Origin of the sequence: Rummeliibacillus sp. G93, assembly GCF_023515935.1 — a bacterium.
In the GTDB taxonomy this organism is placed as follows: Bacteria; Bacillota; Bacilli; order Bacillales_A; family Planococcaceae; genus Rummeliibacillus; species Rummeliibacillus stabekisii.
The window spans coordinates 1,019,329-1,032,580 of record NZ_CP097314.1; the positions used below are offsets into that span (position 1 = coordinate 1,019,329).

A 13,252-nucleotide genomic window follows, 5' to 3' on the forward strand; every position below is an offset into this window, starting at 1 on the left:
TTAGCTGTGAACAAGAAAGATAAAGATTTAACTGGAAAACAAAAAGCAGCACTCCTGTTAATTTCCTTAGGACCAGAGGTTTCGGCTGCTGTTTATAAACATTTAAATGAAGAAGAAATTGAGAGGCTGACACTTGAAATTTCAAGCGTAAAAAAAGTGGAACCAGAAGCAAAAGAAGAGATTATAGAAGAATTTCATAATATTGCGTTAGCTCAAGATTATATATCCCAAGGCGGGATAGGCTATGCGAAAACTGTTTTAGAGAAAGCACTGGGCAATGACCAAGCACAAGCGATTATTAATCGATTGACATCTTCTCTTCAAGTAAGACCATTTGATTTTGCTAGAAGAACGGATCCGGCTCAAATATTTAACTTTATCCAAAATGAACACCCTCAAACCATTGCATTAATTCTGTCTTATTTAGAACCACAGCAAGCGGGAGTGATACTGTCATCATTGCCACAGGAAGTTCAAGCAGATATTGCCAAGCGTATTGCTACAATGGAATCTACCTCACCGGAAGTCATCAGTGAGATTGAATCAGTACTTGAGCGGAAGCTTTCTTCAACTGTAACGCAAGACTACACGGAAACAGGTGGAGTAGATGCTGTAGTAGAAGTCTTAAATGGTGTAGATCGTCAAACCGAAAAAACCATTTTGGATGCATTAGAAATCCAGGATCCAGAGCTTGCTGAAGAGATTAAAAAGCGCATGTTTGTATTCGAAGATATTGTTACGCTTGATAATCGTTCCATTCAACGTGTTATCCGCGATTGTGAAAATGAAGATTTGCTTCTTTCATTAAAAGTATCAAGTGACGAAGTAAAAGAAATTATCTTTAAAAATATGTCACAGCGGATGGCAGAGACATTTAAAGAGGAAATGGATGTTATGGGGCCAGTGCGGTTAAGAGATGTGGAAGAAGCGCAGTCCCGAATTGTTGCAGTGATTAGACGATTAGAAGATGCAGGAGAAATAATTGTCGCACGTGGTGGAGGAGATGACGTTATTGTCTAAAATTATTCGTTTTGACAATCCTGAAAGCTCTAAAGAAATGTTCCGCACAATTGAAATTAAAGACTTGTTTACACATCAAAGCACAGAGAATATAGAAGTTACTCCTGAAAGTCTATTTGAAGAAAGAGAACGTCTCCTGGATAACGCACGCCAAGAAATTGAGCGAGAAAGAGAGATGTTTGAGCAGTTTCGATTAGTTGCACAACAAGAGATAGAAGATGCAAAAGCAAACTGGGAACAAGAAAAGATGGAATTGCAGCAACAAGCATATGAAGAGGGCTTTCAGCAAGGTATTGAAGAAGGCCGTTTGAAAGCTGAATCTAATATGAGTGAAGCTATTCAATTGGCGAATGATACTGTACTCCAAGCAAAATCACATGCACAGCAATATTTACAAGAACAGGAAGCTGTTATCTTGAATATCGCAATTAATGCTGCAGAAAAGATTTTAGGAACTGTACTAGAGGAAAATGAAGAACGTTATATGGATATAGTACGCAGAGGCTTAAAAGAAGCGAGAGAGATGAAAGAAATTAAAATCTATACATCTTTAGCATATTACGAATTGGTATCTGCACATATAGACGAGCTAAAAGCCATGTTTCCTGTAGGGGTTCCTGTCATGGTATTTGTTGATGAGGATCTTGCTAATACAGATTCTTATATTGAAACAAATCACGGAAGAATTATGGTAGGCATTGATCAACAATTAAACGAGCTGAGACTTAAACTTGTAGAAATCTTAGAAAGTGTGGATTGATTCATGAAAGCAGCAGATTTAATGAAACATATATCTGGAATTCAAACCTTTAAAAAGTTTGGAAGGGTTACACGTGTTGTTGGCTTAATGATTGAATCACAAGGACCTGAAAGTTCTATAGGTGATGTATGTAAAATTCATGTAAATACTGTGAAACATGGACATCAAGAAATTCTTGCTGAAGTAGTCGGGTTTAAAGATGAAATTGTAGTATTAATGCCATACACGTCACTTCGTGAAATTTCGATAGGCTGTTTAGTTGAAGGAACAAATGCACCACTTGAAATAAAAGTAGGGCCAGAATTGATTGGCAAGGTGTTAGATTCCATGGGTCGTCCAATAGATGGGGCAAAATTGCCGAAGGGGCTGTCGTCAGTTCCAACGGAAGAAGATCCCCCTAATCCTTTAACTAGGCCACCTATCAATGAAACATTGGAAGTAGGCGTAAAAGCAATTGATGGGATGCTAACAGTTGGAAAAGGACAGAGAGTGGGCATATTTGCTGGTTCTGGTGTAGGTAAGTCCACATTGCTCGGTATGATTGCAAGAAATACAAAAGCGGATCTAAACGTTATTGCATTAATTGGAGAACGAGGTCGTGAAGTAAGGGAGTTTATTGAGCGAGATTTAGGACCGGAAGGACTAAAGCGGTCAATTGTAATTGCTGCAACATCAGATCAGCCAGCGTTGATGCGTATCAAAGGCGCATTTACCGCAACAGCTATTGCAGAATATTTTCGTAATAAGGGGATGAGCGTCATGCTCATGATGGACTCTGTTACACGAGTGGCGATGGCACAGCGGGAAATAGGACTAGCTACAGGTGAACCACCTGCACAAAAAGGTTACACGCCGTCTGTCTTTGCTATTCTACCTAAATTGCTTGAACGGACAGGAACTAATGAATTTGGCTCTATTACAGCGTTTTATACCGTGCTAGTTGATGGTGATGATATGAATGAGCCAATTGCCGATACGGTGCGAGGGATTTTAGACGGTCACATTGTTTTGGACAGGGCTTTGGCAAATAAAGGACAATACCCAGCAATTAATGTGTTGAAAAGTGTAAGTCGCTTAATGAATCATATTGCAGATAAAGAACATGTAAAAGCTGCAGAACATATCAGAGAACTTTATTTTACTTATGATAAATCAGAAGACTTAATCAATATTGGCGCTTATAAAAAAGGTACTTCTAGAGAAATCGACGAAGCGATTTACAATGAGCCTCTGATTACCTCTTATTTAAAACAAGGGTTTATGGATAAAATCAGCATGGAAGACAGTGTAGGAGAATTAGTGAAACTATCGAATGGCGGTGCAAGGTAGATGCAAGCTTATCAATATCGTTTTGATAAAGTAATGACAGTAAAACAGCAAGAAAAAAACCAAACAGAAATTGCCTTTAAAGATGCGCAGAAGTCATTTGAAGATATAGCTACAAAATTATATACACTTTTAAAGAAGAAAGAGGATTTAATAGAGTACCATGAAAAAAAACTTTTAAGTGGCGCAAGTATTAATGAAATGCGCCATCATACAAAGTTTTTGGAAAGTATCGAACGTTCAATTGCTGAGACCCAACAGAAAGTTGTACTTGCCCGTTCAAAAATGGAATGGCATAAAGATAAATTATTAGAAACATCTTTAGAATATCGAAAATATGAAAAAATGAAAGAAAAAGATTATCGCAGTTATATGAAAGAACAAGATCGTCTAGAGTTAATTCAGTTGGACGAGCTATCTTCAATAGCTTATTACAACAAAGAAATCAGGTGAATATATGGCAAAGCAAAAGCCCAAAAAAAGAAGTGTATCTCAACAAAGCAATGAACAAACAATAGAAGAAAAAAATCCTGGTTTTTTCCAAAAGTTATTTTTTTGGGTCATTATTCCACTGCTATTTGTGTCTGCTGTGCTCCTGATTGTGGCGGAAGTTAGCGGAGTTAATGTGTTTGAAAAAGCAAAAAATATGACTATTTCTTCTTCACAAGACAAAGAAGAGAATTTAACGAAAAGAAATTCACAAAATGAAAAGCAAATAGCCGATTTAAAAGCACAGCTCCAAGAAAAAGAAGCTGAAATAGCGAAGATGCAAGGTGAAATAGAAGATGCTAATAGTACAACTTCTAAAATGTCGATTGAAAAGCATCGTCTAGAAGTGCAATTAAAGAAGGCGGAAAACAATAAAAATGAAACAACAAAGGAATTTGGCGATATTGTTACAACATACGAAAAAATGGCGCCAAAATCAGCTGCACCTGTTATAACAAATATGAAAGATAAAGATGCATTAAAAATCTTAACAAATCTTAAGCCGGATACACTCGCAGCCATTTTAGAAAAAATGCCAGCTGATAAGGCTGCTCACTATACTTCGCTTTTATCCAAAAATTAGCACGAGCATGTTCCGCATGTTTTCGATGAGAGGAGGTGAACACATTGAATATTGACCGATTAGATTTAATTCAACCAGTGAAAGTAGAAAATGAAGGAACCAAACCACAACAACAAGCGGAGAGGAATTCCGGCTTTTTAAATGAACTGACCACAGCGACAGAAAAGACTGCAAGTAAAACAGAGTCAAATGTTGTTGAGATACCTAAAGAAGATGAAGAAAAAAATACTTTTCGTGTAAATTTGCAACAAGGTCTAGAAGGATTGTTAGGCGCAAGCCTAAAGCTTTCAAAAACACAGGCTCAAGTTGAAAGTAATGAAGTAAAACCAGATGAATTGATGCCAATTTTGCAAACAAACACGTTAGAAGAACTTGGTCAGCTCTTAAATGTAAAGGTAGATGAACTAACAAACGGACCATTAACGTTAGATAAAATACTTTCTTCACTAGGAATTCAAAAAGAAGAGTTCCAAAAGACAATCAAACAATTAACAGAAGATGATGCAAAAGCACAGGACATTTGGGACTTCTTAGCTTCACTTGATCAGAATGCCTATTCTTTTATCCAAAAAATTGTTTCTTCTATTAATGGAGGAAAGGCTACTGAATTGCCAAAGGCGCAAACATCAGAGTTACTCCAAGTTTTGAAAGTAGTAGTATTGGTTTCACAGAAAACAGATATGACGGTAAAGCAAGAATATTTAACATATCAAGCAAAAGAAATACTAAATGTTATTGCTGAAAAAGCAGGCCAACAAGCTGAACAAAGTAAAACTTCGAAGCTTACGTTGCCTAAATTGCAAAACACGCAAGATATGAATATAAAAACGAACTTAGAAGCGGCAGCAAATAATCAAGCAAGTACTGTACAGCCGTTAACAAAAGAAATTACTTCTAACCATACAATTTCAATAGCTTTACCCGATAATAAAGCAGGGCAAGCTGAAACATTTGTGAAGGAATTCCAATCAATAATCGAACGAATGCAAATTTCAAAAAATATGGCTGGTACCAAACTGTTAATTAAGCTATATCCCGAAAACTTAGGATCCATTCGGGTAGAACTCTCTCAAAAAGATGGGTTACTGACAGCTCGTTTTCTAGCATCTACTGCTATTGGTAAGGACATGCTTGAAAGCCAAATACAGCAATTAAAGCAAGGGCTAGTCAATCAGCATATCCAATTAGATCGAATTGATGTAGCGCAAGCTTTGAGTGAGCCAGCAAGAAATGAAAAGGGCCAACAACAATTCCAGCAACAATCCTTTAAACAGCAAACAAATGACGATCAGCAGCAACCAGAAGAAAAAGAAGAGAGATCAAGCTTTGAGGATTTCTTAATGGAAATGGAGGTTTAAATATTGGAAGATGCTAAGGTGAATAATCAGTCTGTTAACACGAATTACTATTTATCCAATAAAAAAAATTCAACGAAGCAAACGGGTAATAGTTCATTAGACAAAGATGCTTTTTTGCAGCTTCTTGTGACGCAGTTGCAAAATCAAGACCCGACAAGTCCAATGGATGATAAAGAATTCATCTCGCAAATGGCTCAATTTTCTTCATTAGAACAGATGCAAAATGTCGCCAAATCGATTGATTCTTTGTCAACCATCGCTCAACAATCGCAGCTTATGCAATACAACAGTTTTATTGGCAAAAGTGTTAATTGGCATGAAATAACGTCAAAAACGGATGAGGATGGCAAGCCTATCATCAATTCGGGTACGGGCGTTGTCAGTAAAATAACCTATGATGGTGATTCTGTGTTCTTAACTCTAGCAGACGGTAAAAAATTAACTCCTGCTAATATTTCTGAAGTAGTAGGTGATTCATCAACGGGTTCTGTTCCAAACTACTCAAGTTCCCTTGTTGAAGCTAGTATGCTAATAGGAAAAAATGTAACTTATAAAGATGAAAATGGTGATACAGATAAAACTGGCCAAATACAATCTGTGAAGAAATCAATTAATGGGGCTGTCATTTTTGTTTTATCTGATGGAAAAGAGATAAAAGAAGATCAGTTTACCTCTATCTCTGCCTAGGGAGGAGTAAATATGACGAAAATCAACTTTATCCCTCAACCATATCCGTTGCAAAAAGGTTTGCCGCCGAGAAATGTTCAAACAACAAAGCAAACATCAATCCAATCTTTTGGGGATCTTTTGGCAGAGCAGACAAATGGTCAGCTGAAAATTAGTAAGCATGCATCGAATAGGCTCAATGAACGCAATATTCATATTGATGAAAAGCAGTGGGCCAAAATTTCAACTAAAGTACAGGAAGCTAAAGCCAAGGGAGTCAATGAATCACTTGTTTTACTGAATAACGCTGCACTAATCGTCAGCGCGAAAAATGCAACCGTCATTACAGCCATGGACTTACAAGAAGCAGAAAATCAATTATTTACTAATATTAACGGAGCAATAGTGCTAAGCTAGGCAGGACCAGGAATGGATGCCTATGTATTGCCGAATGACAGAGGCAATACGCAACTATGAAGGGAGAAAACATATTATGTTACGATCTATGTATTCAGGAATTAGCGGTCTTAAAAACTTTCAAACTAAATTAGATGTAATCGGCAATAACATTGCTAATGTAAACACGTACGGCTTTAAAAAAGGGCGAGTTGTTTTTAAAGACTTAATCTCACAAACTACTCAAGGAGCCACAGCACCTGGAGATAATTTAGGTGGTGTGAATCCAAAACAAGTAGGACTTGGCTCTCAAATCGCTACCATCGATACAATCCATGATGCAGGCTCTATGCAGACAACAGGTCGGACATTAGATGTCGCGATTGCAGGCGATGGCTACTTTGTCGTGAAAGATGGAGAAAATGAATATTATACAAGAGCAGGTAACTTTTATTTAGATAGCAACGGAACATTAGTAACAGGGGATGGGAAAAAAGTGGAAGTAGGAGGGGAAGTATCAATACCTACAACGGCAACACAGATAACAATAGGTAAAGATGGAACGGTCTCTTATATGGAAAATAATACGCTGGTACAAGCTGGTCAAATTCAGATTGCTCGATTTGCGAACCCTGCTGGATTAACAAAAGTAGGCGGTAACTACTTCCAAGCGTCTAATAACTCTGGTGAAGCTCAAATCGGTAATCCGAACGAAGAAGGAAGAGGTACTGTTGAATCTAGTTTCCTTGAAATGTCCAATGTAGATTTATCTGAAGAGTTTACGGAAATGATTGTAGCTCAACGTGGTTTCCAAGCAAATTCCCGTATTATCACTACGTCTGATGAAATCCTACAAGAACTAGTGAATTTAAAACGATAATATAGTTAGAACAATTTTAAAATGAGGAGGGGGCTGGGCCGGCTCTATTCACCCGGCCCTTATATCCTATGATTTCTTTAACAAAGCTTAATAAAAAAGCATTTTCATTGAATGCTTTATACATAGAATCGGTCGAAGAGTTTCCTGATACAACCATCACGTTAACAACTGGGCGAAAATATGTGGTATTAGAATCAAAAGAAGAAGTACAACGCAAAATAATCGCGTTTTACCGCTCGGTTCAACTTTTATCAAACCCGCATCTAAGAGGTGAGAAAGATGAAGAAGAATAAACTACTAACAATCATGTTGATTATCCTTGTTTCCATTACATTGTTAGGTGTTGTCGCTGTAGTCGTTGTGACACAATTAAATAAAGGGGCAGAGCCTAAAGTGGAAAGTATTGATGATGTCGTAGCATCATCGGTAGATATTGAAGAAATTACTACCAATATTAAAGAAGATAATTATGTTAAAATTGCTTTAAAAATACAAACATCAAATAAAGATGCAGCAGCAGAATTAACAAAACGTGATTTTCAAGTGAAAAGCATCCTTATTGATGAGCTTTCTGAAATGTCCAGAGAAGATTTGGAAGGTAAGAAAGGCAAAGAATTATTGGAAAGTACTTTAAAAACAAAAATTAATGAATTAATGCAAGAAGGAGAAGTTCAGCAAGTATATATAACTTCTTATATTATTCAATAAAAATTTTTTGATTTACTTTGCCGGAAATAGACTTTAAAAAGTTTTATTTAATTTGTTTGGAGGTGATCGAATGGCAGGAGATGTGTTATCGCAATCTGAAATTGATGCACTGCTATCAGCTTTGTCTACAGGAGAGATGTCGGCAGATGATATTAAGAAGGAAGAGGAAGCGAAAAAGGTAAAAGTATATGATTTTAAACGTGCACTTCGTTTTTCGAAAGATCAAATTCGCAGTTTAACTCGTATACATGAAAATTTTGCTCGTTTGCTTACCACTTTCTTTTCTGCTCAGCTTAGAACATATGTACAAATTACCGTTGCATCCGTAGACCAAATCCCATTCGAAGAATTTATCAGGTCCATTCCGAATATGACGTTGATTAATGTATTTGAGGTACCTCCGTTAGACGGTAATATCTTAATGGAGATCAATCCAAATATCGCATATTCTATGTTGGATCGATTAATGGGAGGAAGCGGCTCAAGCCATAGTAATGTAGATAACCTCACTGAGATTGAAACGAAAATTATGACAAACCTTTTTGAGCGTTCTTTTGATAATTTAAGAGAAGCATGGGCCAATATAGCAGACATTGACCCCATATTAAATGAATTGGAAGTTAATCCGCAATTTTTACAAATGATATCACCGAATGAAACGGTGGTCGTCATTTCTTTTAACTCTATAATAGGTGAAACAAGTGGCATGATTAATATTTGTATACCACATGTTGTCTTGGAGCCCATTGTTCCAAACCTATCTGTCCGCTACTGGATGCAATCTAATAAAGCAGATGTTTCACCAGAACAAACCGCGATTATTGAAAAGAGGGTGAAACAATCTGAATTAGAAGTGGTAGCTCAGCTAGGTGATACTGATATTAGCATTGAAGATTTTCTCACACTTCAATATGGTGATGTGTTGCAGTTAGATCAAAAAATTAGCGATCCGTTAACTTTAAGTGTTGGAGGAATCCCTAAATTTACAATACAGCCTGGTACCATTAAGAAAAGAATGGCTGTCCAAATTATTGATTCTTTGAAAGGAGGAGACGACGATGAGTGATGATATGTTGTCGCAAGAAGAAATTGAAGCCCTACTGAGAGGTGAGTCAATTAATAATAACGATGATAACGTCGATAATGATGCTTCAGCGACCGAAACGTATAATGTGACAGACTATTTAGATCCAATGTCACAAGATGCGCTTGGCGAAATTGGAAACATCTCATTTGGTAGCTCAGCTACTGCCCTTTCATCATTATTGGGCCAGAAAGTTGAAATTACAACACCATCTATTACGATGATTAACCGCACGAATCTTGAAGCGGAATTCCCTCACCCGTATGTAGCTATTCAGGTCGAATATACTACTGGTTTAATAGGAATGAATTTATTAGTCATTAAACAATCAGATGCAGCAATTATTGCTGATTTGATGTTAGGAGGGGACGGGCAAGCACCCGCCGAAGATCTAGGAGAGATTCATTTGAGTGCAGTGCAAGAAGCAATGAACCAAATGATGGGTTCTGCTGCTACGTCAATGTCTACTATCTTTAATAAAAAAGTAGATATTTCACCGCCGATGATTGACCTCATGAATATCTCTAACAATGAGGGGACAGAAAATATTCCAACAGATGAATTGCTCGTAAAAGTCTCATTTAGATTAAAAATTGGCAATTTAATAGATTCAAATATTATGCAGTTACTGCCTTTAGAGTTTAGTAAATCTCTTGTCCATCAATTAATGAATCCTGAACAGGAAGAATCGGCTGTAACGGCGACAGAACTTCCCGAAACAACGATGCAGCATCAGCAAGAGGAAATTCCTGCTGCACCAGTTAATACACAGCAAGAAGAACGACCAGTACAACAAAATACACAACCGCCGATGAATCATCAGCAGACACAAGAAGAGCCGTATATGATACAAACGCGAGAACAGAGACAACCTGCAAACGTACAGCAAGCACAATTTGCTAGCTTTGAAAATACGAATTTGAAACAATCAGAAGCTAGAAATTTAGATATGTTGCTTGACATACCATTGCAAGTTACTGTTGAATTAGGTCGTACGAAACGTTCTGTAAAGGAAATTTTAGAACTAGCTAGCGGTTCCATTATAGAGCTGGATAAATTAGCTGGTGAACCAGTTGATATCCTAGTCAATAGTCGTCTAATTGCAAAAGGAGAAGTAGTTGTAATTGACGAGAATTTCGGTGTGCGTATTACAGATATCTTAAGCAAAGCAGACCGGCTCAATAATCTGAAATAGAAGTAAACGGGGGAATAAGAATGTCAAAACGTATTTTAATTGTAGATGACGCAGCATTTATGCGAATGATGATCAAGGATATCCTAACGAAGAATGGATTTGAGGTTGTCGGAGAAGCTGGAGATGGAGCACAAGCTGTCGAAAAGTATGCCGAGTTAAAACCCGATTTAGTCACAATGGATATTACAATGCCTGAAATGGACGGCATTGCTGCATTGAAAGAAATTAAACAAAAAGATCCTAGTGCTATTATTATCATGTGTTCAGCTATGGGACAACAAGCTATGGTAATCGATGCAATTCAAGCGGGTGCAAAAGACTTTATCGTTAAGCCTTTCCAAGCAGATCGTGTAATAGAAGCTATCCAAAAAGCGTTAGGTTAAGTAAATGCGCTCTAAGTTACTTCTAAAAATAATGTTATGTTTGACGGCATTATTTTTAATTACAAACCTTATTACGCCACATGTATCTATTGTTCATGCAGCATCGCATGATTCAGTTGATGATTGTTTGAAAAACCGGGATACATGTAAGGATGATACTTTGGCGCCTGTCTCGGATGATGATTCCGGGACAGCTGTCGGTTTGTCGGCATGGGATTATATTAAAATGATGCTAGCTCTTGGCTTTGTAGTAGTCCTCCTTTACGGGGTGCTAAAGCTTGTGAACAGTCGAAATAGTAAATATCAACAAAATCAACTTATGCAAAATTTAGGTGGCATTTCATTAGGGCAGCAAAAATCTGTTCAGCTCTTAAAAGTTGGACAAGCGCTCTTTATTGTAGGCGTTGGCGAAAATGTTAATATGCTGAAAGAAGTGACGGACCAAAATGAGAAAGAACGTCTCCTAGAACTATACAATGAACGGCAGGAACGTTCCTCACAAATGCCATATATACTTGAACTTTTAAACAAAAAAAAGGGACGGAAAAATAACGATCAAAAGGATCTTGCAAATCTGGACTTCAAAGGAGAATTAGAAGAACAGTTGCAAGAAATGAAAGAGCATCGCAATCAACAACTAGAAGAATGGAAACAAAAGGAGAGTAGAAAAAATGAATGATTTTATCCATTATTTCTCCGATAGTGATCCTTCCAATGTTTCATCTTCTGTGAAGCTATTGCTTACGCTGACAGTTTTATCTTTAGCACCAAGCATTTTAATTTTAATGACCTGCTTTACTAGGATTGTCATTATTTTATCGTTTGTGCGTACAGCTCTAGCCACACAACAAATGCCACCAAATCAGGTGATTGTTGGTTTAGCGCTATTTTTAACTTTTTTCATTATGGCTCCTACATTTCAAGATGTTAATAAACATGCATTGCAACCATTATTTGATGAAAAGATTACATTAGATGAAGCATACTCGAAAGCTAGCAAACCATTTAAAGAGTTTATGAGCAAGCATACGAGGCAGAAAGATTTAGACCTATTCTTAAAGTATTCTGGTGCGAAAGAACGTCCAAAAACGATTGAGGATATTCCGCTTACAACAATGGTGCCTGCTTACACCATCAGCGAATTAAAAACAGCCTTTCAAATGGGTTTTATGATTTTCATTCCGTTTTTAGTTATTGATATGATTGTTGCAAGTATATTAATGTCCATGGGGATGATGATGTTACCGCCAGTTATGATTTCATTGCCATTTAAGATATTGTTATTCGTTTTGGTAGATGGTTGGTACCTGGTAGTAAAATCGCTTTTAGAAAGTTTTTAGGGGATGAGTATATATGTCGGCTGAAATGGTGATTAAAGTAGCAGAAGAATCAATTAAAATCATATTGCTCGTCTCTGGACCACTTTTGCTTGTAGCACTTGTGACAGGGCTTTTGGTTAGTATTTTTCAAGCTACAACCCAAATACAAGAACAAACGCTAGCTTTTGTGCCGAAAATTGTCGCTGTATTAGTGGCCATTATTTTTTTTGGCCCTTGGATGCTTACAAAAATGACATCCTTTACGAAAGACATTATTGCAAATCTCGGCCGCTTTATAGGGTGATTTGATGGAAGAACTATTACCTAAAATAAGCGTATTATTGCTCATACTTGTTCGGATATCTTCTTTTTTTATGATTGTGCCTTTTTATTCTTATCGCACAATTCCTGCAAAAGTAAAAATTGCTATTGCATTAGTACTTTCATGGATGATGTATTACACCATGGACATTAAGCCTTTCGAGATTAATGGAGACTATGTATTGCTGATTTTAAAAGAAGCTGTTGTCGGCCTTTCTATAGGTCTAATGGCTTATATAATAATGACGGCAATTCAAATTGCAGGCGGTTTTATCGATTTTCAAATGGGTTTTGCAATCGCGAATGTCATTGATCCTCAAACAGGTGCACAAACACCTCTGATGGGACAATTTTTTAATACACTTGCACTCCTAGTTCTTATCGGCACAAATGGACATCACTTAATATTAGACGGAATTTATTATAGTTATCAATATATACCGATGGATAGTGTGTGGCCCGATTTCGGAGGAAATAATACGCCGGTGTTTATTATGAAAACATTCGCAAGTGCATTTGGGATTGCTTTTCAAATGTCCATTCCAATTGTAGCTACTCTATTCCTTGTAGATATTGCCTTAGGTATAACAGCGAGGACTGTTCCACAATTAAATATATTTGTGGTTGGTTTTCCAATTAAAATAGGGGTAAGTTTTATTGTATTAATTGTCACGATGAGCGTAATGGTTATGGTTATGCAAAGGCTATTTAATATGATGCTTATCGCAATGCGGGAATTTATGGCGTTATTAGGTGGTGGATAG

At 37.0% G+C, this 13,252-nt stretch carries 18 protein-coding genes; all 18 read left to right on the forward strand.

The window, feature by feature from the left end:
* The first annotated feature begins 6 nt into the window (after nucleotides 1-6).
* The 18 genes from fliG to fliR all read left to right on the forward strand — a co-directional run bounded on the left by fliG (nucleotide 7) and on the right by fliR (nucleotide 13,252).
* Nucleotides 7-1,020: a flagellar motor switch protein FliG gene (gene fliG, locus M2M59_RS05035; RefSeq protein ID WP_066785597.1), complete on the forward strand. Its 1,014-nt coding sequence runs from the start codon at nucleotides 7-9 to the stop codon at nucleotides 1,018-1,020.
* A complete protein-coding gene (gene fliH, locus M2M59_RS05040; RefSeq protein ID WP_249775682.1) occupies nucleotides 1,004-1,780 on the forward strand; it encodes a flagellar assembly protein FliH in 777 nt (258 codons plus the stop codon). Before fliG ends, fliH begins: the two co-directional genes overlap by 17 nt.
* 3 nt (nucleotides 1,781-1,783) lie before the next feature.
* Complete coding sequence (fliI, locus tag M2M59_RS05045; RefSeq protein ID WP_147194150.1) at nucleotides 1,784-3,109, forward strand: flagellar protein export ATPase FliI; 1,326 nt, start codon at nucleotides 1,784-1,786, stop codon at nucleotides 3,107-3,109.
* Nucleotides 3,110-3,559, forward strand: a complete 450-nt coding sequence (gene fliJ, locus M2M59_RS05050; RefSeq protein ID WP_066785603.1) for a flagellar export protein FliJ — start codon at nucleotides 3,110-3,112, stop codon at nucleotides 3,557-3,559.
* A gap of 4 nt (nucleotides 3,560-3,563) precedes the next feature.
* Nucleotides 3,564-4,178, forward strand: coding sequence for a MotE family protein (locus M2M59_RS05055; RefSeq protein ID WP_147194148.1), 615 nt, complete (start codon nucleotides 3,564-3,566; stop codon nucleotides 4,176-4,178).
* A gap of 44 nt (nucleotides 4,179-4,222) precedes the next feature.
* Nucleotides 4,223-5,536, forward strand: a complete 1,314-nt coding sequence (locus M2M59_RS05060; protein WP_249775683.1) for a flagellar hook-length control protein FliK — start codon at nucleotides 4,223-4,225, stop codon at nucleotides 5,534-5,536.
* A gap of 3 nt (nucleotides 5,537-5,539) precedes the next feature.
* The gene (flgD, locus tag M2M59_RS05065) at nucleotides 5,540-6,223 is read left to right on the forward strand and encodes a flagellar hook assembly protein FlgD (protein ID WP_371923808.1); all 684 of its coding nucleotides are present in this window, start codon (nucleotides 5,540-5,542) and stop codon (nucleotides 6,221-6,223) included.
* Nucleotides 6,224-6,235: 12 nt separating this feature from the next.
* Nucleotides 6,236-6,619, forward strand: a complete 384-nt coding sequence (locus M2M59_RS05070; RefSeq protein WP_066785613.1) for a TIGR02530 family flagellar biosynthesis protein — start codon at nucleotides 6,236-6,238, stop codon at nucleotides 6,617-6,619.
* A 76-nt stretch (nucleotides 6,620-6,695) separates the two neighbouring features.
* A complete protein-coding gene (gene flgG, locus M2M59_RS05075; protein WP_066785615.1) occupies nucleotides 6,696-7,478 on the forward strand; it encodes a flagellar basal body rod protein FlgG in 783 nt (260 codons plus the stop codon).
* A gap of 68 nt (nucleotides 7,479-7,546) precedes the next feature.
* Complete coding sequence (locus tag M2M59_RS05080) at nucleotides 7,547-7,771, forward strand: flagellar FlbD family protein (protein ID WP_066785618.1); 225 nt, start codon at nucleotides 7,547-7,549, stop codon at nucleotides 7,769-7,771.
* Complete coding sequence (gene fliL, locus M2M59_RS05085; RefSeq protein ID WP_066785621.1) at nucleotides 7,758-8,186, forward strand: flagellar basal body-associated protein FliL; 429 nt, start codon at nucleotides 7,758-7,760, stop codon at nucleotides 8,184-8,186. Before M2M59_RS05080 ends, fliL begins: the two co-directional genes overlap by 14 nt.
* A 70-nt stretch (nucleotides 8,187-8,256) precedes the next feature.
* Nucleotides 8,257-9,252, forward strand: coding sequence for a flagellar motor switch protein FliM (gene fliM, locus M2M59_RS05090; protein WP_066785624.1), 996 nt, complete (start codon nucleotides 8,257-8,259; stop codon nucleotides 9,250-9,252).
* A complete protein-coding gene (fliY, locus tag M2M59_RS05095) occupies nucleotides 9,245-10,465 on the forward strand; it encodes a flagellar motor switch phosphatase FliY (RefSeq protein WP_249775684.1) in 1,221 nt (406 codons plus the stop codon). The genes fliM and fliY overlap by 8 nt, the downstream gene beginning before the upstream one ends.
* 20 nt (nucleotides 10,466-10,485) lie before the next feature.
* On the forward strand, nucleotides 10,486-10,848 hold the full coding sequence (locus M2M59_RS05100) for a response regulator (RefSeq protein ID WP_066785630.1): 363 nt from the start codon (nucleotides 10,486-10,488) through the stop codon (nucleotides 10,846-10,848).
* A gap of 40 nt (nucleotides 10,849-10,888) precedes the next feature.
* Nucleotides 10,889-11,527 (forward strand): flagellar biosynthetic protein FliO, encoded by a 639-nt coding sequence (locus M2M59_RS05105; RefSeq protein ID WP_184117507.1) that lies wholly within the window; start codon nucleotides 10,889-10,891, stop codon nucleotides 11,525-11,527.
* Nucleotides 11,520-12,188: a flagellar type III secretion system pore protein FliP gene (fliP, locus tag M2M59_RS05110; protein WP_147194135.1), complete on the forward strand. Its 669-nt coding sequence runs from the start codon at nucleotides 11,520-11,522 to the stop codon at nucleotides 12,186-12,188. Before M2M59_RS05105 ends, fliP begins: the two co-directional genes overlap by 8 nt.
* A 13-nt stretch (nucleotides 12,189-12,201) precedes the next feature.
* Nucleotides 12,202-12,471, forward strand: coding sequence for a flagellar biosynthesis protein FliQ (gene fliQ, locus M2M59_RS05115; RefSeq protein WP_147194133.1), 270 nt, complete (start codon nucleotides 12,202-12,204; stop codon nucleotides 12,469-12,471).
* A 4-nt stretch (nucleotides 12,472-12,475) separates the two neighbouring features.
* The gene (gene fliR, locus M2M59_RS05120) at nucleotides 12,476-13,252 is read left to right on the forward strand and encodes a flagellar biosynthetic protein FliR (protein ID WP_249775685.1); all 777 of its coding nucleotides are present in this window, start codon (nucleotides 12,476-12,478) and stop codon (nucleotides 13,250-13,252) included.

What these genes read in the sequence shown, in the direction of transcription:
- fliP (WP_147194135.1), top strand. Translation starts at nt 11,520, where the DNA reads ATGAATGATTTTATCCATTATTTCTCCGATAGTGATCCTTCCAATGTT.
- M2M59_RS05070 (WP_066785613.1), top strand. Translation starts at nt 6,236, where the DNA reads ATGACGAAAATCAACTTTATCCCTCAACCATATCCGTTGCAAAAAGGT.
- fliY (WP_249775684.1), top strand. Translation starts at nt 9,245, where the DNA reads ATGAGTGATGATATGTTGTCGCAAGAAGAAATTGAAGCCCTACTGAGA.
- fliJ (WP_066785603.1), top strand. Translation starts at nt 3,110, where the DNA reads ATGCAAGCTTATCAATATCGTTTTGATAAAGTAATGACAGTAAAACAG.
- M2M59_RS05100 (WP_066785630.1), top strand. Translation starts at nt 10,486, where the DNA reads ATGTCAAAACGTATTTTAATTGTAGATGACGCAGCATTTATGCGAATG.
- fliM (WP_066785624.1), top strand. Translation starts at nt 8,257, where the DNA reads ATGGCAGGAGATGTGTTATCGCAATCTGAAATTGATGCACTGCTATCA.
- fliR (WP_249775685.1), top strand. Translation starts at nt 12,476, where the DNA reads ATGGAAGAACTATTACCTAAAATAAGCGTATTATTGCTCATACTTGTT.
- M2M59_RS05080 (WP_066785618.1), top strand. Translation starts at nt 7,547, where the DNA reads ATGATTTCTTTAACAAAGCTTAATAAAAAAGCATTTTCATTGAATGCT.
- flgG (WP_066785615.1), top strand. Translation starts at nt 6,696, where the DNA reads ATGTTACGATCTATGTATTCAGGAATTAGCGGTCTTAAAAACTTTCAA.
- fliI (WP_147194150.1), top strand. Translation starts at nt 1,784, where the DNA reads ATGAAAGCAGCAGATTTAATGAAACATATATCTGGAATTCAAACCTTT.
- fliH (WP_249775682.1), top strand. Translation starts at nt 1,004, where the DNA reads ATGACGTTATTGTCTAAAATTATTCGTTTTGACAATCCTGAAAGCTCT.
- fliL (WP_066785621.1), top strand. Translation starts at nt 7,758, where the DNA reads ATGAAGAAGAATAAACTACTAACAATCATGTTGATTATCCTTGTTTCC.
- fliQ (WP_147194133.1), top strand. Translation starts at nt 12,202, where the DNA reads ATGTCGGCTGAAATGGTGATTAAAGTAGCAGAAGAATCAATTAAAATC.
- M2M59_RS05055 (WP_147194148.1), top strand. Translation starts at nt 3,564, where the DNA reads ATGGCAAAGCAAAAGCCCAAAAAAAGAAGTGTATCTCAACAAAGCAAT.